This window comes from Kutzneria sp. NPDC052558 (assembly GCF_044547355.1).
Taxonomy (GTDB): Bacteria; Actinomycetota; Actinomycetes; order Mycobacteriales; family Pseudonocardiaceae; genus Kutzneria.
The window spans coordinates 26,543-50,996 of sequence record NZ_JBIUAG010000027.1; the positions used below are offsets into that span (position 1 = coordinate 26,543).

The window sequence follows — 24,454 nt, forward strand, 5'->3', positions numbered from 1 at the left end:
CGAATGGCTCACGCCGTTGGTAGGGGTGTGTCGGCTGTCCGCCGCAATGGGTCGAGCAGCGCCGTGAGCCTCAGCGTTCACCCTCGCGGAAGGCCCCGGGCGTCAGGCCGGTCTCGCGTCCGAAGAACTTGCCGAAGTTGGTGGCCTCGCTGAAACCGAGCCGGCGTCCGATGACCGATGCCGGCAGGTCGGTGTGCGCGAGCAGGCGCTTGGCCTCCAGCGCGACCCGCGCGTCGATCAGCGTCTTGGCCGACCGGCCGGTCGCCGCCTGGCAGGCCCGGTTGAGGCTGCGCAGTGAGTAGCCGACCCGGGCCGCGTAGACGGCCGCGTTCCTGGTGGTGGCGAAGTCCCGTTCGAGTTCTCGCTGGAACCGCTGGAAGATCTCGTCGCCGCGGTGGGTGTGGTCGACGCCCGCCGGCAGCCGGGCGATCCGCAGCAACAGCGCGCCGAGCAGCTGTCGCACCAGGTCCGTGGTGGCCGTCGAGGACTCGGCCTCGGCGGCGGCCCGACCGTACTCGGCCTTGAGCTCGCCGACGGCCCGGTCGATGCCGTCCCACTCCTGCGCCGGCACGGACCATCGCACCGAGCCGAACGGGCTCAGCAGCGCGCGCACCCGGTCGAGCCGGGGCGGGAACGACACGGTGAACAACACGGCGACCGCGTCCGTGCGGCCCCGCGGCAGCCGCAGCAGGCGACCAGGGCAGACGTACAGCAGCGTGCCGGCCGGACAGGGGTGGTCTACGAAATCGACCATGGCCGTGGCCTCGCCCGAGCGGAACACGAACAGCTGGTGGAAATCGGTCCTGTGCACGGTAGCGAGGGTTTCCGCGCTCAGGCGACTCGTCAGCCGCGCGTAGTCGACCAGCTCGACGCCGAGCCGGGGGCGGTCCGGGTTGCTGAAGCCGAACTCCGCCGGAGACCCGTCTTGTCCACTTCTGACCATGATGGTGCCGGATCCTACCTCGTGCCGGCGACGCCGTCCGGACATCGTTGAGGCCGACGGCGGGCGCCGGGTCCGCCGTCGGAGAGGGAGCGAACGGTCATGGACACCAAGGAACTCGTGCTCAAGGCGGCCGGCGAGCTGTTCGGCGACCGCGACCCGTCGGCGGTGGACCGCTGGGTGGCGGCGGACTACCGGCAGCACAGCTCGCTGGCCGCCGACGGCCCCGAGGCGCTGCGGACGCTGGTCGCCGGCCTGCCGGCCGGCTTCCGCTACGAGCTGGCACGGGTCGTCGCCGACGGCGACCTGGTCGCCCTGCACGGCGTCTACCACGGCTTCGGCCCCGAACCGCTGGTGGCCTTCGACCTGTTCCGCGTCGAGAACGGCAAGCTGGCCGAGCACTGGGACGGCCTCACGCCGCTGGTGGCCACCACGGCCAGCGGCCGGTCGCAGACCGACGGGCCGGCCGAGCCGCTGGCCGGCGCGGCCACCGAGACCAGCCGCGCCCTGGTCGCCGAGTTCGCCCGGCGGGTGCTCCAGGACGCCGACTACTCGGTGCTCACCGACTACATCTCGACCGAGACCTACCACCAGCACAACCCGGAGGCGGCCGACGGGCTCGACGGGTTCGGCGCGGCCGCGGCCAAGTGGGCCGAGCAGGGCAAGAACCTGGTCTACAAGACCGTGCACCGCGTGGTCGCCGAGGGCGATCTGGTGCTGTTGCAGTCCGAGGGCGAGTTCGGCGAGCCGGTGGCCTACTGGGACCTGTTCCGGGTGGCCGACGGACGGATCGTGGAGCACTGGGACGTCATCGCGCCGATCCCGGCGCGGCTGCCGCACGACAACGGCCTGTTCTGAGCCATGAAGATCACTGCCGCCGTGGTCGAGCGCACGCACGGCCCGTTCACGCTGCGGGACGTGCTGCTCGACGATCCCCGGCCGGTCCAACCGGTGCTGCGCAAGCCGTTCGATCCCCTCTAGGGTGGGGTCATGCGGATCGTCATCGTGGGGGCCGGCATCGGCGGGCTGACCGCGGCCCTGACCCTGCACCGGGCCGGTTTCGACTGCGTGGTCCACGAGCAGAGCGAGCAGGTCCGCGAGCTGGGCGTCGGGTTCAACATGCTGCCGCACGCGGTCAAGGAGCTGGCCGCGCTGGGGCTGCTGGACCGGCTGGACGAGATCGGCATCCGCGCCCACGAGCTGTTCTACTCGCACCGGTTGGGGCCGGTGATCCTGCGCCAGCCCTGCGGCCTCGACGCCGGATTCTCGTTGCCCCAGTTCAGCCTGCATCGGGGCCGGTTGCAGGGGATGCTGCTGCGGGCCGTGCACGAGCGGCTCGGCCCCGACGCGGTCCGGCTCGGCCGCCGACTGGTCGCCTTCGAGCAGGGGGACGACGTTCGGGCCGATTTCGTCGACCGCGCCGGCCAACCGGTGGAATCGGTGCGCGGTGACGTGCTGGTGGCGGCTGACGGCATCCATTCGACGGTGCGGTCGTTGCTGTTCCCGGATGAGGGGCCGCCGCGGTGGAACGGCGTCATGCTGTGGCGCGGGGCCACCGACTGGCCGGTGTTCGGCACCGGGCGCTCGGTGATCATCGCCGGCGGCACCGCGACCAAGTTCGTGGTCTACCCGATCGCCGCCGGGTCGACGCCCGACACCAGGCTCACCAACTGGGCGCTGTGCGTGCGGACCGGGCAGGACGGCGATCCGCCGCCACAGCGCCAGGAGTGGTCCCGCCGCGCCGATCCGGCCGACCTCCAGCCGCACTTCGACCGTTTCCGGCTGCCGCAGCTCGATCACGCCGGGCTGGTCATGGCCACCGAGGAGTGCTTCGAGTTCCCCATGTGCGACCGGGATCCGCTGCCGCACTGGACCCAGGGGCGGGTGACGCTGCTCGGCGACGCCGCGCATCCCATGTACCCCATGGGTTCCAACGGGGCCGGGCAGGCGATTCTCGACGCCGCCAGCCTCGCCCGCCACCTGTCCGGGCCGGCCGACGCCGCCGCTGCCCTGCTGGCGTACCAGGAGGAACGCCTGCCGGCCACCCGCGAGGTGGTGCTGCGCAACCGGACCGGCGGCCCCGAGCGGGTCATCGACGAGGTCGAACGCCTTGCCCCGGAAGGGTTCTCCCGGCTGGCGGACGTCATCGACCCGGCCGCGCTGGACGCCATCGTCGGCGGCTACGCCCGGGCTGCCGGGGCATCCCTGGATCAGGTCAACAGCTGAGGACAGCTCGATTTGACGGGGTATGCCGCCCCACCCATGATGGGCCCGTGGCTCACTCGCGGCGAACCGCGCTGAAGACGCTGGCCGGCCTCGGCCTGGTCTCGCTGGCGGCCTGTGCCGGGCCGGAAACCTCGGCCCCGACGCCGACCACGACCGCCGCGGCGGCCCCGCCCCGGCGGCTCGGGGCCGAATGGGACAAGCACGCCCGGACCTTCATGTCCTGGCCCACGGCGACGATCTGGGCCGAGGACCTGGCCCCCGTGCGGAAGGACATCGCCGGCCTGGCGCAGGCGATCGCCCAGCACGAGTCGGTGGTGCTGCTGGCTCGGCCCGAGGACGTCGACGGCGCTCAGCGGGCCTGCGGCAGCGGCGTCGAGGTCGTGCCCATTCCGGTGGACGACCTGTGGGCCCGGGACACCTTGCCGGTGTTCGTGGCCGGCGCCGGCGTCGACTTCAACTTCAACGGCTGGGGCAACAAGCAGACGCACAGCAACGACGCCGGCGTGGCCCGCGCGGTGCTCGACCGCTACGGATTGAGCCGGGTGGCGACCACGCTCGTCGCCGAGGGCGGGTCGCTGGAGACCGACGGCGCCGGCACCCTCATGGCCACCGAGAGCTCGCTGGTCAACGACAACCGCAACCCCGGCAAGACCCGCGACCAGATCGAGGCGGAGCTGGTCCGGGTTCTGGGCGTCAGCAAGGTGATCTGGTTCGACGGCGTGCGCGGCAAGGACATCACCGACGCCCACGTGGACTGCCTGGCCCGGTTCGTCGCGCCCGGGGTTGTGTTGCTGGACAAGGCTTTTCCCGGCGGCCCGGCCGATTTCTGGTCCCAGGCCGCCGATCAGGCCCGGGCCGTGCTCGCCGCCAGCACCGACGCCCGCGGCAAGCCCATCCAGGTCGTTGATCTGCCTCAGCCCGATCCCGACCGGGTTGCTGTCCGCGACCCCAAGGCCGTCATCTCGTACGCCAACTTCTACATCGGCAACACCGCCGTGTTCATGCCCAAGTTCGGCGACGCGGCCGGCGACGACCGGGCCCGGCAGATCCTGCGCGACCACTTCCCCGACCGCGAGGTCGTCCCGGTCAGCATCGACGCCATCGCCTCCGGCGGCGGCGGAATCCACTGCGCGACCCACGACCAACCGGCGGCCTGACGGTAGAATCGGCCTCCTTATGGACGCATCGACACGGCCCTGGCTGGACCAGGTGACGGACGAACTGGGCGTCGAGCCGATCGCCGCTACGGCCGGGCTCGACGTGGCGCATCGCTGGCTGGGGAACACGGTGTGGCCGTTGCTGGGCCAGGACGAGCTTGCCCGCCTGCATCGCTCGCCGCTGGGCCGTACCGAGGAAGAGTGGCGGGCGGCGTTGATTCCCGCGCTCACGGATCTCTACCGCCGCGCGTATCCCTATGCGGAGGCGTATGAGACGGCGTCATCGGCGGCGAGCGGGTTCGCGGTGAAGCACGGCTACAGCGAGGCCGAGGCGAAGGCGTACGGCGAAAGCTATGCGGCGATGAACACCGACGCCAACCAGCGCGTGCACGCCGAGGCCAACGCCCGCGCGGTGGCTTCGTTGGCGGCCAAGGCTTTTACCGCTGGCGACGTGGATGCGTACGCGCAGACCCGGCCCGGCGCGATGGTTCGGGCCTGCATCGCGGTGGCCGGCCCCGAGGCCCGTGACCGGTTGGCCACGGGCCTTCGGGATGCGCTCAGCCCTTGAGCGGGCCGCCGTTGATCGCGACCCGCTGGCCGTACCGGGTGTGCGGGTAGTAGTCGTAGGTCGCGTGGTGTTGGACGCACCGGTTGTCCCAGAACACCACCGTGTTCGGCTCCCAGCGGACCCGGCAGGCCAGCATCGGCCGGTTGGGCACCATGGCGAACAGCATGTCCAGCACGGCCCGGCTCTCGTCCTCGGACAGCTGCGGGATGCGCGAGGTGTAGGCCGGGTTGACGTAGAGCACCTTGCGGTCGGTCTCGGGATGCCGCACCACCAGCGGGTGCTCGCTCACCGGCACCTCGTAGTCCGGCGGGATCGGGTGCCCGCGGAAGGCCACCGCGCCGTCGTGGATCGCGGTCAGACCGTCCACAAGGGACTTCATGGTCGGCGAGAGCATGTCGTAGGCCAGGTGCATGTTGGCGAACAACGTGTCGCCGCCGCTGCCGGGCTCGGGGATCCGGGTGATGTAGAGAATCGAGCCGAGCGACGGCTCGGCGTCGGCGGTGCCGTCGGCGTGCCAGCCGTTGCCGGCCACGTTGGTGGCCTCCGGGCTGGTCGAGATCTCCAGGATGTACGGGTCGGCGTCCTTGGGCGGCGGGTTCACCGGCCGCAGCTCGCCGAACGCGGCGGCCAGCCGCTTGTGGTCGTGCGGGGTGATCACCTGGTCCCGGAAGACCAGCACGTGGTGGTCCAGGAACGCCGTCTTCAACTCGGCCAGCTGCTGCTCGCTCAGCTCGGCCCCCAGGTCGAGGCCGGAGACCTCGGCCCCGATGATCGGGGTGAGGCCGCGCACCGACAGCGTCCGGTAGTCCCGGGCCGGCTTGGTGGTGATCCGCCGCACCGCGTCGAGTTCGTACTGCTCCATGGTTTCCTTCCCTTACAGCCCGAGGTCGAGCAGCTCACGCAGGACGATCCGGCCCCACGCCAGGTTTCCGTGGATCTCGTCGTCCACTTCGCACAGTTCCGGCCGCTGGAAGCCGCTGGGGTCGGTGATCCGGTCCCGCAGGTCGACGACCTCGACACCCAGCGCGGCCACCGCCCGGCGGACGGGCTCCTGGGCGGCGAGGAACACCGCCGGATCGGACTGGTTCGGCACCCGCTGCGGCGGCAGCACCGCGCACACCCGCAGCCCGAGATCCACGGCGTGGCGGTAGAAAGCCAGCGCGTCGCGCACGGTCTCGGTCACGATAGCGTCGAACAGCGGGCTGTGCAGGAAGCCGGCGGGAAAGCCGTCGCCGGTGCGGTAGAGGTGCCAGTTCTGTTTGGTGGCAATGAAATGCGCGGCGAACCCGAAGGTCGCGACCAGCGGCACCCGGAGTTGGCCGAGGCCGGTTACGCCCAGCTCGGCCAGGAATTGCCGGTAGTGGCCTTCGGTCTCGGCGTTGTGGAACGTCACGTCCTGCGGGCTCGCGGTGAAGAAGTCGTCGGTGAACTCGCGGGCCGCGCCGATCGGGCCGCCCAGGAACGGGAGGTCCGCCGCCGCCGCGGCGCGGCCGATCGGGCCGGCGTGGGAGTCGCCGAGCAGCAGGAACCTAGCGGGGGCTGTAATAGTCGAGAACCGCGTCGTCACAGGCGTCACCTCCCTCGGTCAGCCGTCGAACGGGTTCGGCCGGGCTCGGTGTCGGGCGCAGCCCGGCCATGAAGTGCTTGAGCACGAAGGAAACGCCTTCCGGCGTCACCGAGCGCAGGCTGTCCTCGTAGAACCGGGAGCGGACGGGCTGGCCGGTGATCAGCTCGTAGGCCGGGAAGTAGTCGACGTGGTCGTGTTCCTGGGCCAGTTGGCCGGCGACCGCCCGCAACAGCGACTTCGAGTACGTGCTGGCGACCAGAACATGCTGCCCGGCGGCGGTCGCGGTCAACGGAACCGGGGAAACCGTGAGCACGAACCGGAGGTCGGGGTTGATCGTGCGGACCAGCTCGATGATGTCGCCAAGGTGATGGCACACCTCGGCGAACGTGTAGTTGTGGAACCTGTGCCGGCGCTCGTCGAACGTGCCTCGGACCGTGCCCGGGCAGGCCGGATACACGGTGCCGTCGGTGTCGGTCCAGGCCTCGGTCAGGCCCAGGGTGAACACCAGGCACCGGGCCTTGGCCATGCCCCGCCGAATGCCGTCGAAGGTGATTTCCCTGGCTGCCAACATATCCTCGGCCGAGGCGTGTCCGTCCGGGTCGATCGACGGCCGGTACGGGTCGAAGAACCGTCCGTTCTCCGACCACACCGTGTCCGGCGGCGTGGTCACCTCGAACGCCCAGGACAGCCACTGCTTCAACACGGCGGCGGTGTAGACATTGCCGACACGGAAGGAGAATTCGCCGTAGTGCCGGGCCCGCCGCTGCTCGCGGGTCAGTCCCGGCGGCGCCGGCTCGGCATCGTAGAAGTTCATCCCGAGATCGATGAGGGACTCGCCGATCCGCGCGGCGAAACAGGATCCGACCGTGAGGATCGGGTCGTCCTGGCCGATCGGGAACTTCGGGACCCACAGGTCGCGTAGTTCCTCGATCGCCGGTTCGGCCACCGCCGGCCGCCAGAACGCCCGGGCCGGCAACGCCTGATACGGGTTCACACCTCCTCCCTGATCGCATCGGCGATGGCCAGGGTGTGCGGCGGCTGCATGATGCCGTAGTGCGTTGTGGACAGTCGCCGCCACTCAGTTGGTTGGGGCAGCAGCGAATGCCACGCGTCCGGACCGGCGGTCACGGGCAGACCGCCCTCGGGCTCGGTGGCGAACCACACCCGGCTCGGCGTGGTCGACAGTCGAGGGAGCTCGTGGCCGGTCATGCTGCGCAGGTTCGCGCGGCAGGCCCGGGCCAGTCGCCGCGCGTATTCCCCAGCCGTGCCGCCGGTTGCGCCGAGCTCCCGTTCGAAGATGGCTTCGAGCTCGGCATCGCCGTAGTTGTCGAACCGCGCGCCAGGTGTCGGCGGATCGATCAGGTGCAGGTTCAGCGCGGGCGTGCCGGCCGCTTCGGCCTGGGCGGCCATCTCGGTGGCGACCCAGGCCCCGAACGACCAACCGGCCAAGTGCCAACGCCATTCGTCCACGGGGAACCGGGCTGACAGTGCCTCGTGGTAGCGCCGGGCCCGCTCGGTCACCGACCACTCGGGCGGCTCCGGCCGGCGCAGCGCCGGGTCGGCGATGAGGCACACCGTCAGTTCCGGGCCCAGCGCCGAGACCAACGGCCGGTAGGCCTGCACATCGCCGCCGACCGGGTGAATCAGGCACAGCACATCGCGTCCGGCGCCTTCCTGCCACACCTGGATCTCCTCGGGCTGGGCGTGCAACCGGGCCTGCACGTCGGCCAGTGTCACGTTGGGGCCGAGGAAATCCAGGTCGAGCCGGACGCCGAAGAGCCGGTCGACCGACTCGATCAGGTCCAGCATGACCAGGGAGTCCGCGCCGAGGTCGTACAGCGGCACGTCGGCCGCGAGCTCGTCCACGCCGAGCAGTTCCCGCACCTCGTCGACCAACTCGGTGGCGGTCGGCGTGGTCCGCACCGGCTCGTAGAACATTCGGGACTGCTCAATGTCCGTTGTGGACACCAGCACCTGCGGCAGCCCGGCGGCCAGCGCCCGACGCAGCACGTGCTCGCCATCCTCGCTGCTCAGGCCGACGGCCAGGTGGGCCTGGTGCTGGGCGTTGTGGCCGAGCACGCCGGTCGCCATGCCCGCGTCGCGCCAGATGTCCCAGTCCAGGGTGATCCGCAGCGGGCCGTCGCCGGACCGATAGTGGGCCAGCGCGTCGAGGAATCCGTTGGCCGCGGCGTAATCCAGCTGCCCGACGCCACCCAGCTGGGCGGACATCGACGAGCAGTAGACCGCGAGCGCGGGGTTGTGCCGCTCGATCAGCCGTTCCATCAGCGCCGCGCCGGCCAGCTTGACCGCGGTCGCCGACCGGGCCTGGTCGGGATCGCGCCGGGCGATGAGGCCGCCGGCCGCGATCCCGGCGGCGTGCACAATGCCGGTGAGCGGGTCCCGCAGCCGGTGGGTGATCTCGTCGGCCGTCGCCGTGGTCAGGTCCGCCGGGATCAGGTCGATCCGGTCGGCCCACGGTTTCAGCGACTCCGGGATGTGCGGATCGCGGGCCGACAACGCGACCCGGACCGGCGTTGTCGCCAGCAGCGTCGCCGCCACGACCGAGCCGATCGCCCCGGTGCCGCCGAGGATCAGCACCACACCGTGGTCCACTATGGATTGTTCTGTCTCGTGGCCCGCAACCGGTGAGAGGCGTTGCTCCCACCAGAACCCGTTACGCAGTGCGACTCTCGTCGGGGCGTTGGCGTCAGCCAGCAGCCCGGCCAGTGGCGACGCCCAGCGAGCCAGGTCGTCGTCGGGCAGATCGACCCAGTGCCCCAGGACACCGGTTTCCTGCCGCCCCACCGTGGTCACACCGGCCAGCAATCCGGCGGCTGGTCGTGAGACCGTGCCGTCGATCGGCGTCGCTTGCGTCGACAACCACCACGTCCGGACCTGTCGCCCGGCGGCGGCCCGCAGCACTGCCGTCGGGGCATCGAGGCAGGACATCTGTGCGTAGTCCAGCGCATCGGCGTCCACTGCCTCAGCAACACCCAGCGGCAGCGCGTGCAGAAAGTCGACATCGCCATTGATCGCTGTGAACACCGACCGTAGCGACTCGGTGTCGACCGGGTTCGCCGAGAACTCGTCGACCCCCAACTCCGCGAACTCGTCGCCGGCCACGATCCGAACCACCCGCGCGTAGACGGCCTCGAACGCACCCGTGTCGAGGGGCTTCTCGCTCAGCACCACCAAGACACGGTCGACCGGCGCACTCGCCGCCGCGGCGCGGCGCAACCGGACCCAGTGGGGTTGGTGCAGCCACTCGGACTCGGGCAGCCGCGTGACCTCAAGGCCTGAGCTGACAACCGTCCGCCGCTGGAAGTCGTAGTCGGCCAGGTCGAAGGCCGGCGGCGGAAAGTCCCACGGCGCCGGCCCGGCCCCGAGCCGCACTGATCCCACTTCGTCGTTCTCCGTGGGCTCGGCCTGGCGTAGGAAGGCGATCGCGCCGGCCACATCGACGCACTCCGCCTCGATCCGCCAGCGCCGGGCCGGGCGGCCAGCCTGGAGGTGCCGGAGGACGTCCACATAGGACTCAGGATGGGCTTCGAGGTAGTCGGCGACCCGCAGTGCGTCGGCGCGCAGCGCGGTCGGGGTGGTGCTGGACAGCACCAACCGGCGCGTCGGCTCCCAAGTCGGCCAGGCCCGAGCGCTCCCTTCCAGGACGACGTGAGCGTTCGTGCCGCCGATGCCGAAGCTGCTCACGGCGGCGACGCGAGGACCAGCCGGCCAAGCCTCGGCCGTGGTCGGGACGCGGAAGGGAAGCAGGTCCTCAGCCAGCTGAGGGTTGGGCTCGGCGAAGTCGACGGTCGGCGGGATCAGTCCATGATGGACGGACAAGGTCGCCCGGATCAGGCCGACCACTCCGGCCGCCGCCCCGAGATGCCCGATCTGGCTCTTCAGCGAGGACAGCGCGCAGCCGCCCGCCGGTGTGGGGCCGAAAGCGTCGCGGAGAGCGGCGACCTCGATGGGGTCGCCGAGCCGCGTGCCGGTGCCGTGGGCTTCGACGTAGCCGATGTCGCTGCCGGTGCGGCCGCTGCGCTCCAGCGCAGCGCGGATCGCCGAGCGTTGCCCGCCGGGGGAGGGGGCGCTGTAGCTCATCTTGGCCGCGCCGTCGTTGTTGACGGCCGAGCCGGTGATCACCGAGTACACGGTGTCGCCGTCGCGGCGGGCCTGGGCCAGCGGCTTGAGCACGACCACGCCGACACCGCTCGCGCCGACGGTGCCGTTGGCATCCGCGCTGAACGGCCGGCAGTGCCCGTCGGGGGAGAAGATGTGCGAGGGCCGATAGCGGTAGCCCTCGGCCAGGGTGAGATCGACGAGCACGCCGCCGGCCAGCATCACGTCGGCCTCGCCGGACCGCAGCATCCCGGCGGCGAGGTGCACCGCGACCAGGGAGCTGGAGCACGCCGTCTGGGCGGTCAAGGTCGGGCCGGTCAGGTTGAGGTGGTACGCGACCTTCGTGGCCAGGAAGTCCTTGTCGTGGTGCAGGGCCAGCTGGAACTGGTCCGGGAGCGCGCTGGGCTCGCCGTCGCGCAGCATCGCCTGGAAGTAGGTGTTCTCCCCGCAGCCGGCGATCAGCCCGATCCGGCCGGACGGCTCGGCGATCCCGGCGTGGGACAGCGCTTCGACGCAGCTCATCAGCAGCTGCCGTTGCTGCGGGTCCATCAGCGCCGCCTCGCGGTGGCTGATGCCGAAGCGGTCCGGGTCGAACGCCAGCGGGCCGTCGAGAATGCTCCGCGCGCCGACCAGGCCGTCCTCGGCCGCGAAGTCCTCGATGCCCCGGCGGCCGGTGCGCACCAGGTCCCAGAACGCGGCGAGGTCGGGCGCGCCGGCCACCCGCACCGCCATCCCGATCACCGCAATGGGTTCTTCCGCAGCGATGCCCTTGTCGGGCACCGACTCCTCGGCGGCCTCGCCGTCCAGCACTCGGGCCAGCTCGCGCACGGTGACGTGCTCGAACAGGTCGGCGGCGGTGAACCGCAGGCCCTCTTGCAAGCAGCGCAGGTGAAAACGCATCAGCCCGAGGCTGGATGCCCCGGCGGCGAAGAACGTCTGGTCCGGCTCGATGGGCACGCCGGTCACGTCCTCGAAGAGCTCGGCGATCCGCTGTTCCCGTGGGGACAGCGCCGATCGCCGGGGGCGGCGCAGATCGGTGCCGGCGGTGCGAGCGGCAGCCGCCCGGTCGAGTTTCCCGCTCGGCGTGCGCGGCAGGGCCATGACCACGCGGAACCGGTCGACTCGGGCATGGGCCGGGAGCAGCGGGGCGAGGTGCGCGCTGAGTTCTTCGGCACTTGGCGTCCGCCGGCATTCGAGGCAGGCCAGCAGGCCGGTTTCCTCGGCCACCACCACGGCATTGACGACATCGGGGTGCCGCAGCAGCGCCGCTTCCACCTGGCCGAGCTCCAGCCGATGTCCGCTGATCTTGACCTGACCGTCGGCGCGGCCGGCGAAATGCACCAGCCCGTCGCGGTCGACGTACGCGAGATCACCGCTGCGGTAGAACAGTTCCGGCCGCTCGGTGAACCGCTCCGGCCGGCTGTCCCCGAGGTAGCAGCGGTTGGCCATGAGGCCGCCGATGATCAGCTCGCCCAGTTGGCCCGGCGGCAGTTGCTCGCCCGATTCGTCGACGACGCGCACGACCGCCCCGGCGACCGGGCGGCCGATCGCCGGGCGCTCGGGCCACCGGGCGGGATCGCCGTCCAGCGTCAGCGCGGTCGCCACGTGGGTTTCGGTCGGCCCGTAATGGTTGTGCAGGCGGGTGCCGGGCATTCCGGTGAACCAGCGGCGAATCGCGTCGGTGCAGACCAGCTGCTCGCCGGCGGTGATCACGTCACGCAGCCGGGACGGGAACCTGTCGAGCCGCGCGCCGTGTTCGGCCAGCAGTTGCAGCGTGACGTAGGGGAGGAAGATCCGCTCGATCCCGGCGGTCTCCAGCTGGTCCAGCAGCGCCGGCCCGTCGTGCCGCCACTCCGGGCGGATCAGGTGCAGGCTGCCGCCGCCGCACAGCGTCGTGACGATCTCCTGGAACGACACGTCGAAGGAGAGCATCGAGAACTGCTGCGTGGCCGCCGGGGGAAAGTCCTGCCACTGCACGAGATTGGCCAGCGTGCGGTCCGGCACCCGCACGCCCTTGGGCTCGCCGGTGGAGCCCGAGGTGAACAGCGTGTAGAGCGGCCGCCCGGCCCGGCGGACCGGCCCGGCCGGACCGGCGCCCAGGGTGATCACCCGCTGCTCGACCGTGCCGTCGATCTCGGCGAACGCTTCTGCCCGGCTCGCGGTGAGCAGCACGCACCGGGGCGTGGCCTGAGCGAGCATCTGTCGCAGCAAGGCCGGCGGGTAGGCGGGATCGAGCGGCACCGCGGTGATGTTGAGCCGGGCCAATGCCAGCAACGCCACGATGTGCTCGGCCGACGGCTCGCAGTAGAGCGCGATGGACTCAGCGTCCTCGGGCAATGTGGCGGCCAGGGCCGCCGCGTAGGCGTCGAGTTGCGCGTAGGTGATGGCCTCGGTTGCGGTCTTGACGGCCACGGCATCGGGCGAGCGGGCGACCGTCCGGGCGAAGCCCTCGTGGACCGTCTCGTATTCGAGCCGAGGCTCGGGGCCGGTTCCATGGTCGGGCAAGGATTCGCGATAGGGCGCGGCCAGCTCGGCCGGGGTTGCCGTCCCGTCCAGGAGCAGGTCCAAGGCCCGACGGAACAGGGTGTCGAGCGCGTCGATCTCCGCCGCCGTGAAGTGGCCCTCGCCGTACTCCCACAGGCAGTCGAAGCCGGTTTCCCGGTCCACTACCGACAAGGTCAGCGCGCACTTCGCGCCGTGAGCCTCGATCCACTGTGGAGTGACCACGCAGTCGGTCAGGCGCAGCGCGGCGAAATCGGTGTTCTCCAAGACGAACAGGTAGTCGAACGGCGTCCCGGCCCGGTCGGCGAGCACATCGGCAAGGGCGACATTGGAGCGGTCCAGCACCGCCGCGGCTTCCTCGCCGAGCCGCCCGAGCTGGTCGCGGAGAACCTCATCCGGGTCGACGGAAACCGGCAGCAGCACCGTGTTGGCGAACATGCCGACGCTGTCCTCGAACTCCCGCACCGGCCGGTTGGCAGTCGGCGCGGCCAGCCGCAGCCGCCGACGGCCGGTCACGCCGGACAGGCTCATCGAGAACACGCCGAACAGCAGCTGGAACCGGGTCAGGCCGAGCTCCGAACAGCAGCGGTCTATCCGTTCCCGCTGCCGGGCGTCGAGAGTGGTGTGGCGCAGCCGGGCCCGGCCGAGCTCGGCGACCGTCTCCGGGGCCGCCGGGAGTTCGGCCTGCCGCGCAAGCAACTCGTCCCGCTGGGCCCGATATTCCGACGAGGCGAACCACTCCGCTTGCCAGGCCGCGAAGTCGAGCGGCGAACGGGCGGTCATGCCGGGCTCGGACCCGGCGTAGGCCGCCGACAGCTCGGCGAACAGCACGTTGAGTGACCAGCCGTCCACCGCGATGTGGTGCAGGCACAGCAGAAGCGTGCCGCCGTCAGCCTCGGGCCGCCAAGAAGCTCTGAGCATCCGCGGCTGGGCCAGATCGAACGGCGCGGTGAAGATCTCGTCGACCGCCGTTGTCCACGGGTCATACGGCGCGCCGACCGCTTGGCACAAGCCGTCGGCGGTCGCCTCGAACCCGGTGCGCAGCGCCGGATGCCGGATCACCAGGCCCCGTATGGCATCCCGGATGGCCTCGACGTCGACCGGCCCAGTGATCCGGAACGCCATCGGCACCAGGTAGGACACCGACTCCGGTTCTCGCTGCTGCAACAGCCAGAGCCGTTGCTGCTCGCTGGTCGCCGGGGCCGACAACGCCGTTGTCGGCTCGCCGGGCACCGGGTAGCGGTTCGGGTCGGCGACCTTGATCGCAGTGGCCAGGTCGGCGAAGGTGCCGTGCTGCACCGTGGACTGAGCCACGTCCGCACCCCATCGCTCGCGAATGGCGAACCGCAGCCGCAGCGCCTTGAGCGAATCACCGCCGACCGCGACCCAGGTGTCGGACGGTCGCGGATCGGCAAGGCCGAGCACCTCGCCGACCAGGCCGAAGACCTCGCGTTGCCAAGGAGTCACCTCGCCGCCGGTGTCGTCCGGCCGCCACGGGCTGAGGTCGGCGCCGAGCAGCGCCGCCTCGTCGATCTTGCCGTTGGCCGTGCGCGGCAGGCCGGCCACCCGGAACACGTGGTGCGGCCGCATGTAGGCCGGCGCCACGGCGGTCAGGTGCGCATCGAAGTCCACATAGGACAAATCATCGGCGACGATGTAGGCCAGCAGCTCGTTCGGGCCGTGCTCGCCGGCTCGTCGAACGCACACTTGGGCCTGCCGCACGGCCGGGTGCCGGAGGATGCGCTGTTCCAGCTCGCCGGGCTCGATGCGGAATCCGCGCACCTTGACCTGGCGGTCGGTTCGCCCGACATAGGTCACCAGCCCGTCGGCGTCCGCGCGCACCAGATCCCCGGTCCGGTAATGGCGCGTGTCGCCGTGCACACCGGGAAGCGAACCGAATCGCTGGGCGGTTTCTTCGGGTAGGTTGCGATATCCGTTGGCCAGGCCGGCGCCGGAGATCCACAGCTCGGCCAGCTCACCGGGCTCGGCCGTCCGGCCAGCGCCGGAAATGTGCAGCTGGGCCGACTCGTCCAGCACCACGACCTGCTCGGGACCCGGCACCACCAGCGCGATCCCGGTCGCCGGCAGCGGCCGGCCGATCGGCACCACGTCCCCGTCGAAGTCGCGGGGAATGGGCCAGCTCAGGGCGAACGTCGTGGTCTCCGTGGGCCCGTACCCGTTGACCAGCCCTGTGCCCGAGGTGGGATTTGCCTGGTACCACCGCTTGACCAGCGCGGCATTCAGCTGCTCGCCGCCGATCAGCACCTGGCCGACCGTGGCGAAACAGTCGGGAACGACCTGGGTGACCGCGTTGAACAGCGCCGCCGTCACGAACATCGTGTCCACGCGCTCGGTGACCAGCGCCGCTGCGAAGGCCTTCGGATCCTGCACCGCCGCGTTGCCCAGGATGACGACCGTGCCGCCCGTCACCAGCGGCGTCCACACCTCGAAGCTCAGCGCGTCGAACGCCGGATTGGCCAGGCAGGCGAACCGATTCCCCGGCTCGATCCGCAAATACCCCGGCTCGGCCAGCCGCAGAATCCCCTCGTCCCGAACCTCCACGCCCTTGGGCCGCCCGGTCGTGCCGGAGGTGTAGAACAAGAACGCCACGGGTGCCGGATCCGCCGGTTCACCAGCCGGGAGGGACGGACCCGCCAGCAGATCGTCGGCGACCAGGACGCTGGCGCCCCAGGATTTCTCTTCCTCGGCCAGCACGACGGCGACCGCGCCGGAGTCGGTGATCATGTGAAGTTGGCGGTCGGCGGGGCTTTGCCGATCCAGGGGCACGACCTGACCGCCCAGACGCAGCACGCCGAGCATGGCGCAGACCAGCTGCCAGGAGCGCGGCAGACCGATCGCGACCGCGTCGCCGGGGTGGACTCCTTGCCGGGCAAGGGAATGGGCGAAGGTGGCAGCGGCGGCGTCGAGTTGGGCGTAGGTGAGGGACTTCGAGCCGTCGACAACGGCGACGGCGTCGGGGGTGCGCAGGGCCTGGGCGTGCACCCGCCGGGCGATCGAGCTCATCGGGCCGCCAGCTCGGCCAGTTCGGCGGTGATCAGCTCGACGACCTGGGGCAGTGCCGCCCCTTCCAACAGCTCCCAGTGCCCGTGCTCGGTCGGCTCCACCCGGAACTCGCCGGCGGCCCGCCGCTGCCAGAACTCGACCGAGTCGTCCAGGGAATCCTCCCCGGCCGCGCGCAGGAACACCAAGCGTGCCTCGGACGGACCGGGGTCGTAGTCCCGAGCGGTGCGGCGGTTGTGGTTGTAGACGCGGTGGTAGCGGTCGAGCTGGGCGTCGTCGATGCCCGGGTACATTCCGTTGAACCGCACCAGCTTCTCGCGGAACTCGGCCACCGGCACCGGCTCGATCGAGGCCTTGACGGCCGGGTCGTCGGTGGCGTTGGTGTCCAGCAGCAGCACGCTCACCCGGGCCTGCCCGGCCAGTTGGCGACCCATCTCGTAGGCGATCAGCCCGCCGTAAGAAAGTCCACAAAGGACCAGCGATTCACCGGGTCGCGGCGCGAGCAGACGGAGATACTCGGCCGCCATCGCCTCGACGCTGGGCAATGTGTCCTCGCCGGCGTTGATCCCAGGCGCCTGGAAGCCGACAACGCCGGTGTGCTGGGGAAGCAGGGTGCTCAGCGGGAGGTAGCAAAAAGCCGTGCCGCCAGCGGGATGCACGCACACCACACGCTCACGGCCGTCGCCGGCTCGGAACTCGACCATGCTGCCGGTCGCGGGCTGCGCACCGGTGCGCAGCAGGGCGGCCTGGGCCTCGATGGTCGGATGCAGGATCACCTCGCGCAGCGGCAGGGCCTGCCCGAACTCCCGGTCGATGGCGTGCGCCAGCTTGATGGCCGAGATGGAAGTGCCGCCCAGGTCGAAGAAATTGTCGCTGACGCCGATCACCGGATGCAGCAGCAGGTCCCGCCAGATCCGGTAGACGGCGTGCTCGACGGCGTCCCGAGGGCTGGCCGTGTTGACCTGGTTGGTCGCCCCGGCCTGGGCCAGCACGGCGGCCCGGTCGAGCTTTCCATTGCGACTCAACGGAAGCCGCTCGAACTCGGCGAACACCGACGGGATCATGTAGTCCGGCAGGCGGGTGGCCAACAGTTCCCGCCACTCGTGCGGAGTCCGCTGCTCGGCGGCGGCGATGGCGGCGACCAGACGCGGCTCACCAGTGCGGTCGACGAGCACCGCGGCCTCCGAAACACCCGGCGCCGCCAGCAGGGCGGCCTCCACCTCGGCCGGCTCGATCCGGAACCCGCGCAGCTTGATCTGGTCGTCGGCCCGCCCCGCGTACTCGGCGTTCCCGTCGGGCAGCCAGCGGGCCAGGTCACCGGTGCGGTACATGCGTTCGCCGGCCACGAACGGATCGGGCACGAACCGTTCGGCGGTCAGATCCGGCCGGTGCAGATAGCCGTCGGCCAGACAGGAGCCGGCCAGGAAGACTTCGCCGACCACGCCCGGCGGCACCGGTCGTTGCCGATCGTCCAGCAGGTAGAGGCGGCTGCCCGGAAGCGGTCGTCCGATCGGGCAGGACCGGTCGATCGGCTGCGGGTCGGTGTAGACGGTGGCGTACAGGGTGGCCTCGGTCGGCCCGTAGCCGAAGCAGATCCGCAGTCCTGGCAAGGATTCGACCATGCGGGCCAGGGCCGACTCCGGCAGCGACTCGACGCCGGTCAGCACCTGCCGCAGCGACAGGCCGGCCAGTCGTGCGGCCGGGTCCTCGTCGATCCAGCGGACATAGGCCGGTGGCAGAAACGCTTGCACGACACGGTGTTCGCGCAGCCAGTCCATCAACGCGGCCGGATCGGCCCGTACGTCGTCGGGGACGATGTGCAGCACCGCGCCGGTGGTCAGCGGCAGCAGGATCTCGTGCACGGACGCGTCGAAGCCGATGCTGGACCAGGCCGACGTCGCCTCGCCGGGCGTCGCGCCGAGCCGGCCCAGCCACTGGTCGAACAGGGCCAGCACGCTGCGCTGGGCCACCGCGACGCCCTTGGGTCGACCGGTCGAGCCGGAAGTGTGTATCACGTAAGCGATCTGACCCGAGTTCCCGGGCCTTCGTCGGTCCACATCGGACTCAACGGCGGTGAACGGCAGCCAGCCGTCGGGACGGTCGGCCGCGTCGCTGAGCACCAGCGCCGGCTCGCTGCCAGCCACCATCGACTCCAACCGGGCGGCCGGCTGGGCCGGGTCGAGCGGCATGTACGCCGCCCCGGCCTTGAGAATGCCCAGCACACCAACAACAAGCTCGGCCGTTCGCCCGGTGTGCAGGCCAACGACGGCCCCCGGCCGCACGCCTCGGGCGGCCAACCCGTCGGCCAGCCGATCGGCGCGTTCGTTCAACTCCGCGTAGGTCAAGTTCTGGTCGTCGACCACCAGCGCGGGCTGGTCCGGGCGTTCGGCCACGCACTTCTCGAAGCGTTCGACCAGACCACCGGGCAGCGGCGTCGCCGGCGGGCCGGCGCTCCAGTCGGCGAGCAGGGCCTCCCGCTCGGCCTCGTCCATCAGCTCGTACTCGGACAACTTCGCGTCCGGCCGCTCGGCCAGCTGCGTCAGCAGCCGCACGAGGTACCGCGCGTACCGTCGGGCCGTGGCTTCGTCGAACAACGCGGTGGCGTAGTCGAGATCGCCCCGCACGTCACCGTCCTGTTCGGACACTCCGATGGTGAGGTCGAACTTCGCCGGCGCCTCGGGCACGGTCAGCGCCGTCACCTCGACACCGGGCAGCTCCAGGTGGGGAGCCAGCGGCGGCATCCACGAGAACATGGTCTGGAACAGGGGAGTGTGCGCCGGGCTGCGCGGCGGGTTCACCAGCTCGACGACCCGGCCGAACGGCAGGCCTTCGTGGTTCAGACCGGCGCGCAGCGACTGGCGCACCTGGCCGATGAGCTCGGCCCCGGTCAGCTCCCCGCTCAGGTCGGCCCGGACGGCCAGGCTGTTGGCGAAGAACCCGACTACGTCGGCGACCTCCCGCCGCCGGTTCGCGGTCGGCACGCCGACGACCACGTCGGTTTGGTTGGACAGCCGCGAGAGCAGCAGGAACCAGCCGGCCAGCAGCGTCACGTACAGCGTGGCGCGGTTCGCGCGGGCGACCGTCTTCAGCGTCGCGGTGAGCTCGCCGCCGAGCGCGAACGGGACGCGGCCGCCGTGGAACTCCTGCTGGGCCGGCCGGGGCCGGTCGGTCGGCAGGTCGAGCGAGGGCGGGGCGTCGGCGAGATGCTGGCGCCAGTAGTCCTCGTGGGGCGTGACCTCCGGGCCGGCCAACCACTCCTGTTGATCTCGCGCGTAATCGCGAAAGCGGGTCGTCGGCTCGGGAAGATCAGTCGGTGTGGAATACAGCACACTGAGTTCGCGCATCATCGTCTGCACCGAACGGCCGTCCAGCACGGCGTGATGAATGGTCATCAGCAGCGCATGGTGCTCGGGGCCGAGAATGATCAACCGGACTCGGGCCAGCGGGGCGCGGTCCAGATCGAACGGCGTGAACTGGTCGGCGTGCCGCAGCGCGTCGAATCCGGCCGGGGCGTCGGTCAGGTCGACGATCTCCAGCGGGGCGCCGGCCGGCGGCTCGACTATCTGCGCCGGCGCGCCGTCGACCAGCACGAACCTGGTCCGCAGCGACTCGTGCCGGTCGAACACGGCGTCCAGCGACCGGCGCAGGACCGCGTGGTCGACGGGGCCGCGCAGCTCGAAGCCGAAAACCTCGTTGTAGGCCGGGCCGGCGCCGTCGAGCTGGGCCAACGTCCACAGCCGCAGTTGCCCGGACGACAGCGCAGCGGTCGCCGAAGAAACACGCATGGGGCAGGGGATCCCATCGTCAAATATTTACACGCGGTCGTTCGTTGTTTACCGTTGACGGCCGGGTGAACCAGCGGGCCGTCATCGGACTCTAACTCGGCGAACCGGATTTGACGGAGTCCTCGTGCCTGATTGTGTCGGGTGTTACTGCCCGTTTGGACCCTTACGTTCTGTGATTGTTTGAGCGGCCTCCGTAATTGTGGGTAAAGCGGTTCAGTTCCTGTATGTGAACGAGGTCGGGGTTGGCTCGTGGCCGAGCCGGTCGACCGCCGCCGTGATGTCCAGGGTGCGTTCCATGGCGAGCTGGCTGATGACGTAGCGGTTGAGGCGGATCCGGCGCGGCCGGCCACAGAGCCGTTGCGCTGCCTCCAATCCGGTGGCCAACGGCAGGACCAGGCGGGTGGGCAGGTAGGTCGGCGTGGCCTCGACGCCGGCCGTGGCCAGCAGTCCGCGCAGCGCCTCGTCGACCGACAGGGTGTCGCTGTCGGCGATGTTGAAGACGCCGGTCAGGGTGCTGCGGGCGGCGAGCAGGCAGGCCCGCGCGAGGCCGCCGACGGCCGTCAGGCTCTGCCGGGCCCGGCCGTCGCCCGGGACGAGCAGGCGGCCGCCGCGGATGTTCTCCAGCAGGCGCGGCAGCAGGGTGGTGTCGCCGGGGCCGTAGACGGCGTGCGGGCGCAGGATGATCGTGTCCCGGTGGGTGTTGAGCACGAACCGCTCGGCGGCGGCCTTCGACGCGCCGTAGGCATTGAGGTACCGCGCCACCGGGGCTTCGGCTTCCTTCGCTCGCACGGTCGGCCGGAACGGGTCGTACACGCTGGCGCTGCTGACGTGCACGATGCGTGCGTGGGGGAATGCATCGAGAACCCGCCGTGTGCCGAGCAGATTGGTCGCCCACACCTGGCTGGCCCGGCCGGCGTCGGTCGCGGCGGCGGCGCAGTGGATGACCGCGTCCACTTCGGACAGTCGTGGCACCGGACCGTTGAGATTCCAGTACTGGTAGGTGGCGCCGGGAATGTCGGCCAGCCGGCGGCCGAACGCGTGCACCTCCCAACCCGCCGCCACGGCCGCCCGGCACACCTCGCCGCCGACGAAACCGGTCGCGCCCGTCACCGCCACTCTCATGTGGTCCGCCCGGCGAGCGAGGCCCGCAGCGCGGGACGGTCGAGCTTGCGCGAACGGCCCGAGCGCGGCAACTCGTCGAGCACCACGATCCGGTCCGGCACCGCCTCGGCGTCGATGATCTCCGGCAGTTGGCGGCGTAGGCGACAGGTCAGGGCTTGGCGGTCCACCCCTTCGCCGGCCACCACGGCCAGCACCACGGTCTCGTCCTCGGTCACCGGATCGGGCAGCCCGACCATGGCCGCCTCCCGCACGCCCGGCAGCAGCGCGATGGTCGGCTCGTACAGGCCGGGATAGATGTTGTACGAGCCCCGGATCAGCATGTCCTTCTTGCGCCCCAGCATGATGACCCGGCCCCGGTCGTCCAGTCGGGCCAGGTCGCCGGTCGGCAGTTCGGTCATCGGCGGCTCGCCGAGGTAACCCAGGCACACGCTCGGGCCGGTCACCAGGAGCTCGCCGTCCTCGGCGATCCGCGCCGCGACCCCGTCCGAGAGTTCGCCCAGCAGGTCGCCGGGGTGGCCCTGTTCGGTGTGTGCCAGCTTGTCCTCGGCCCGTCCGACGGCGATCGGGATCGCCTCGGTCATCGCGTACACCGACAGCACCTGGCCATGAGGAACAGCGCTGATTGCCTTGCGCAGCACGGCCGGCGCCGCCGGCGCCGAGCCCATCAGCAGGTAGCGCACGTGCTCCGGCCACTTCGGCAGCACGTCGAACACGTCGGCCAGTTGCACCGGAACGCCGTAGGCATGGGTCACCTTGCGGTCGGCCAGATCCTGGGCGAAGCGCTCGGGCGTGGCCAGCGACAGCCGTGCGCCGCTGACCAGGGCCGGCAGTCCGGCGACGATGCCGTCGGTGTGCATGACATCCCCTTCGCCAAAGGGAAAATGCCGGGCCAGCAGCTGTACCGCGTTGGTCAGCGTACGCAGGGAGTGCACGACTCCCTTGGGGCGCTCGGTGGTGCCCGAGGTGAACACGATCAACGCCGGCGCGTCCAGCCGCACCTCAGCCGCCGCCGATGCGCCGGCTAGATGACCGACCTTGATTGCGTGGCGCGGAACACCGGGCAACCACCGTCCACTATAGACGTGGTGGATCGACGGGTCGGCGATCGCCTGCCGCAGGTCCGGCACCGACCAGCCGCGCCGACGGCAGAGCGAGCGCATCGGCCCGAACACACTGGCCGGATAGAGAACCGACTCGGCGACGAGCCAGCGCGGCCGGTACGCACGCATCCGCGCGGCCACCAGTTCCGGGCCTACTGCGGTGTCGGCGGTGATCAGCACACCGCCGGCGGCCAGCACGCCGAGGAACAGGGCGACGCCGGCGGCTGACGTTCGCACCGCGAACAGCACGCCGTCGCCGTCGCTCATTCCCTTGGCCCGCAGACCATCTCGTACCGCCAGCACCTGATCGCGCAGCCGGCCGAAGGTCGTGGTGGCCCCGTCCTTGTCGACGATCGCCACCTCGTCCGGCCGGCTCGACGCCTGCGCCAGGACGGCGTTCACAATGTCGATCATGCCCGGCTGACCTCCAGTCGTTGGTAGGCGGGAAAGAGCACGCCGCGGGCCGCGTTGCGTCGGATGATCCGCAACGGGCCCTGCGCCAGCAGCGTGCCGACGATGGCGTGGATCTCGGCCATCGCCAGCGGATAGCCGAGGCAGAAGTGCGGGCCCGCACCGAACCACAGCCGCCGCAGCTCGGGCGGATGCGCCCGGCCCAGGTCGAAGCGGCCGTAGGCCTTGGCGCAGTTGAGGGTGGACACCACGACCCGGTCGCCGGGCAGCACCCGGACGTCGCCGATCCGACCCGGCATCGCCGCGTTGCGCAGAATGATCGGCGCGGGCGTGACGAGCCGGGAGGTCTCGTCGATCGCCGCGTTCAACGGACCGGTGTCGCCGGCGCGCAAGGCATTGGCCACTTCCGTGAGCACGCCGTGGTCGTGCAGCAACGCCACCAGTCGCGGCACCAGGCTGGAGATGGTCTCGGTGCCGGCGATGAGGAACGCCGAGGCCAGCCCGCGAGACTCCACTTCGGACAGTCCGAAATGGCGCATCCGGCCCACGGCGGTGTTCTCGTCGCCGTCGACCCAGGCAGCCGAGGCCGCGGCCCCGACCTCGTCGGCGATCGCCCGCGCCCGGGCGGTCTGCTCCGGGGTGAGGCTCAGCCGGCCCAGCTTCACCATGCCGGTGATCAGCTCGGACTGGTGGGTCAACCGCCGGTAGCCGGCCTCGCGCTCTGCCGGCGACCCGGTGACGGTGAACCCGACCAGCGCGCTGGTGACCGCGCCGGACATGACCTTGGTCGCGTCCACCACGTCCACCGGCTCGCCCCGGCGCAGCCGCACGGCCATCCGGTCCACCGGCTCGTCGAGCACGTCGGCGCAGAGCTGCTTGACATAGGCCGGCGTGAAGAACTCCGAGAGCTTGCGGCGCATCGCCCGGTGTTCGGGCCCGTCCATGTTCACCAACATCGACGGGCCGAACACCGGCGTCCACAGGTCGGCCGCGCCGCCGCCACCGGTGCGGAAGGTCTTCGGGTCGGTCAAAACCTGCCGGGCCAGGCCGGCGTCGTTGACGATCACGCCGAGCCCGGGCACCCGCACCGCCGGCCCGACCCGGCCCAGCGCCCGGATCACCGGGTACGCCAGCGGATGCGCGGCCAGCTGCACGCCGAGCTCATGCCACGCCGCCCTCACCGGACGTCCACCACCTCGGGCCGATAGCTGTGATCGGTGTACCAGGACAGCGTGTTGCGCAGGCCCCAGGCCTTGGTGCGCCGCATCGACCAGTACACGATCATGTCCCGGCGCCGGCCGTAGGCCCTGGTGACCTGCCGGACCCGGTTCATCAGCGTGCGGTCCTCGTGATCCTCCTCAATGGACGTTCGGGGATAGCCGCCGCACCGCTCGTACAGATCGGCGGTGATCGCGCTGTTTCCGCCCGTGCACAACACATACGGCCCGAGGAACTGCGGCCCGCGGTGCTCGGCCCGATATCGGGCGGCCAGCGCGCCGGCGTGGATCAGGAAGGCCAGCACCGCCTTCTCCCACCACAGCACCGGATAGTCGTCGTCACGGGCCCTGAGCCGGCCGCCGACCATCTCCAGCCCGGACGCGAAGGCCCGCAGCGCCGCGTACGTCCACTGTGGATGAACTAGGCAGTCGGCGTCGGTCCGGGCCAGATGCGTTGCCCCGTTGGCCATGGCATGCCGGAAACCCGTGTCGCAGGCCGCGCCGGTGCCCTTCTGCGGCTCGGTGATCACGCGGACGTCCATCCGCGGATGCTGCTCGGCGAACCGGCGAACCACGTCGGCGGTCCCGTCGGTGCTGGCGTTGTCGACCACCAGCACCGTGAACTCGGCGTGCCGCTGGACGGCCAGCGACGCCAACGTGTTCCCGATCCACTTGGCCTCGTTGAAGGCGGGAATGACAACCCACAAGGTGTTGGCCAT

At 70.9% G+C, this 24,454-nt stretch carries 14 protein-coding genes; 4 read left to right on the top strand and 10 right to left on the bottom strand.

Annotated features, from left to right (window positions below; genetic code table 11):
* Positions 1–70: 70 nt before the first annotated feature.
* Positions 71–943: an AraC family transcriptional regulator gene (locus tag ACIG5F_RS36330; RefSeq protein ID WP_396524524.1), complete on the bottom strand. Its 873-nt coding sequence runs from the start codon at positions 941–943 to the stop codon at positions 71–73.
* 99 nt (positions 944–1,042) lie between these two features.
* On the opposite strand from ACIG5F_RS36330, the gene ACIG5F_RS36335 reads away from it, so the two are divergent.
* The 4 genes from ACIG5F_RS36335 to ACIG5F_RS36350 all read left to right on the top strand — a co-directional run bounded on the left by ACIG5F_RS36335 (position 1,043) and on the right by ACIG5F_RS36350 (position 4,891).
* On the top strand, positions 1,043–1,798 hold the full coding sequence (locus tag ACIG5F_RS36335; RefSeq protein ID WP_396524525.1) for a nuclear transport factor 2 family protein: 756 nt from the start codon (positions 1,043–1,045) through the stop codon (positions 1,796–1,798).
* A 132-nt stretch (positions 1,799–1,930) separates the two neighbouring features.
* Entirely contained in the window at positions 1,931–3,166 is a 1,236-nt protein-coding gene (locus ACIG5F_RS36340) for a flavin-dependent oxidoreductase (protein ID WP_396524526.1), read from the top strand.
* A gap of 47 nt (positions 3,167–3,213) precedes the next feature.
* On the top strand, positions 3,214–4,323 hold the full coding sequence (locus ACIG5F_RS36345; protein WP_396524527.1) for an agmatine/peptidylarginine deiminase: 1,110 nt from the start codon (positions 3,214–3,216) through the stop codon (positions 4,321–4,323).
* A gap of 52 nt (positions 4,324–4,375) precedes the next feature.
* Positions 4,376–4,891: a hypothetical protein gene (locus tag ACIG5F_RS36350; protein WP_396524528.1), complete on the top strand. Its 516-nt coding sequence runs from the start codon at positions 4,376–4,378 to the stop codon at positions 4,889–4,891.
* Here ACIG5F_RS36350 and ACIG5F_RS36355 read toward each other — a convergent pair.
* The 9 genes from ACIG5F_RS36355 to ACIG5F_RS36395 all read right to left on the bottom strand — a co-directional run bounded on the left by ACIG5F_RS36355 (position 4,881) and on the right by ACIG5F_RS36395 (position 24,454).
* Complete coding sequence (locus tag ACIG5F_RS36355) at positions 4,881–5,753, bottom strand: TauD/TfdA dioxygenase family protein (protein WP_396524529.1); 873 nt, start codon at positions 5,751–5,753, stop codon at positions 4,881–4,883. The two genes, ACIG5F_RS36350 and ACIG5F_RS36355, sit on opposite strands and share 11 nt — an antisense overlap.
* 12 nt (positions 5,754–5,765) lie before the next feature.
* Positions 5,766–6,458 carry a hypothetical protein gene (locus ACIG5F_RS36360; protein ID WP_396524530.1) on the bottom strand — a complete coding sequence of 231 codons (693 nt, stop codon included), beginning with the start codon at positions 6,456–6,458 and terminating at the stop codon, positions 5,766–5,768.
* Complete coding sequence (locus tag ACIG5F_RS36365; protein WP_396524531.1) at positions 6,421–7,452, bottom strand: GSCFA domain-containing protein; 1,032 nt, start codon at positions 7,450–7,452, stop codon at positions 6,421–6,423. The genes ACIG5F_RS36360 and ACIG5F_RS36365 overlap by 38 nt, the downstream gene beginning before the upstream one ends.
* Positions 7,449–16,103, bottom strand: coding sequence for an amino acid adenylation domain-containing protein (locus ACIG5F_RS36370; protein ID WP_396524532.1), 8,655 nt, complete (start codon positions 16,101–16,103; stop codon positions 7,449–7,451). The genes ACIG5F_RS36365 and ACIG5F_RS36370 overlap by 4 nt, the downstream gene beginning before the upstream one ends.
* Complete coding sequence (locus ACIG5F_RS36375; RefSeq protein ID WP_396524533.1) at positions 16,100–19,885, bottom strand: amino acid adenylation domain-containing protein; 3,786 nt, start codon at positions 19,883–19,885, stop codon at positions 16,100–16,102. Before ACIG5F_RS36375 ends, ACIG5F_RS36370 begins: the two co-directional genes overlap by 4 nt.
* Before the next feature lie 213 nt (positions 19,886–20,098).
* Positions 20,099–21,007, bottom strand: coding sequence for an NAD-dependent epimerase/dehydratase family protein (locus tag ACIG5F_RS36380; protein WP_396524534.1), 909 nt, complete (start codon positions 21,005–21,007; stop codon positions 20,099–20,101).
* A complete protein-coding gene (locus ACIG5F_RS36385) occupies positions 21,004–22,521 on the bottom strand; it encodes a class I adenylate-forming enzyme family protein (protein ID WP_396524535.1) in 1,518 nt (505 codons plus the stop codon). The genes ACIG5F_RS36380 and ACIG5F_RS36385 overlap by 4 nt, the downstream gene beginning before the upstream one ends.
* Positions 22,518–23,699, bottom strand: a complete 1,182-nt coding sequence (locus tag ACIG5F_RS36390) for a cytochrome P450 (protein WP_396524536.1) — start codon at positions 23,697–23,699, stop codon at positions 22,518–22,520. Before ACIG5F_RS36390 ends, ACIG5F_RS36385 begins: the two co-directional genes overlap by 4 nt.
* On the bottom strand, positions 23,696–24,454 hold the full coding sequence (locus ACIG5F_RS36395; protein ID WP_396524537.1) for a glycosyltransferase family 2 protein: 759 nt from the start codon (positions 24,452–24,454) through the stop codon (positions 23,696–23,698). The genes ACIG5F_RS36390 and ACIG5F_RS36395 overlap by 4 nt, the downstream gene beginning before the upstream one ends.

Coding starts and splice junctions, on each gene's coding strand:
- ACIG5F_RS36355 (WP_396524529.1), bottom strand. CDS start 5,753: ATGGAGCAGTACGAACTCGACGCGGTGCGGCGGATCACCACCAAGCCG.
- ACIG5F_RS36380 (WP_396524534.1), bottom strand. CDS start 21,007: ATGAGAGTGGCGGTGACGGGCGCGACCGGTTTCGTCGGCGGCGAGGTG.
- ACIG5F_RS36335 (WP_396524525.1), top strand. CDS start 1,043: ATGGACACCAAGGAACTCGTGCTCAAGGCGGCCGGCGAGCTGTTCGGC.
- ACIG5F_RS36370 (WP_396524532.1), bottom strand. CDS start 16,103: ATGAGCTCGATCGCCCGGCGGGTGCACGCCCAGGCCCTGCGCACCCCC.
- ACIG5F_RS36395 (WP_396524537.1), bottom strand. CDS start 24,454: ATGGCCAACACCTTGTGGGTTGTCATTCCCGCCTTCAACGAGGCCAAG.
- ACIG5F_RS36330 (WP_396524524.1), bottom strand. CDS start 943: ATGGTCAGAAGTGGACAAGACGGGTCTCCGGCGGAGTTCGGCTTCAGC.
- ACIG5F_RS36385 (WP_396524535.1), bottom strand. CDS start 22,521: ATGATCGACATTGTGAACGCCGTCCTGGCGCAGGCGTCGAGCCGGCCG.
- ACIG5F_RS36340 (WP_396524526.1), top strand. CDS start 1,931: ATGCGGATCGTCATCGTGGGGGCCGGCATCGGCGGGCTGACCGCGGCC.
- ACIG5F_RS36375 (WP_396524533.1), bottom strand. CDS start 19,885: ATGCGTGTTTCTTCGGCGACCGCTGCGCTGTCGTCCGGGCAACTGCGG.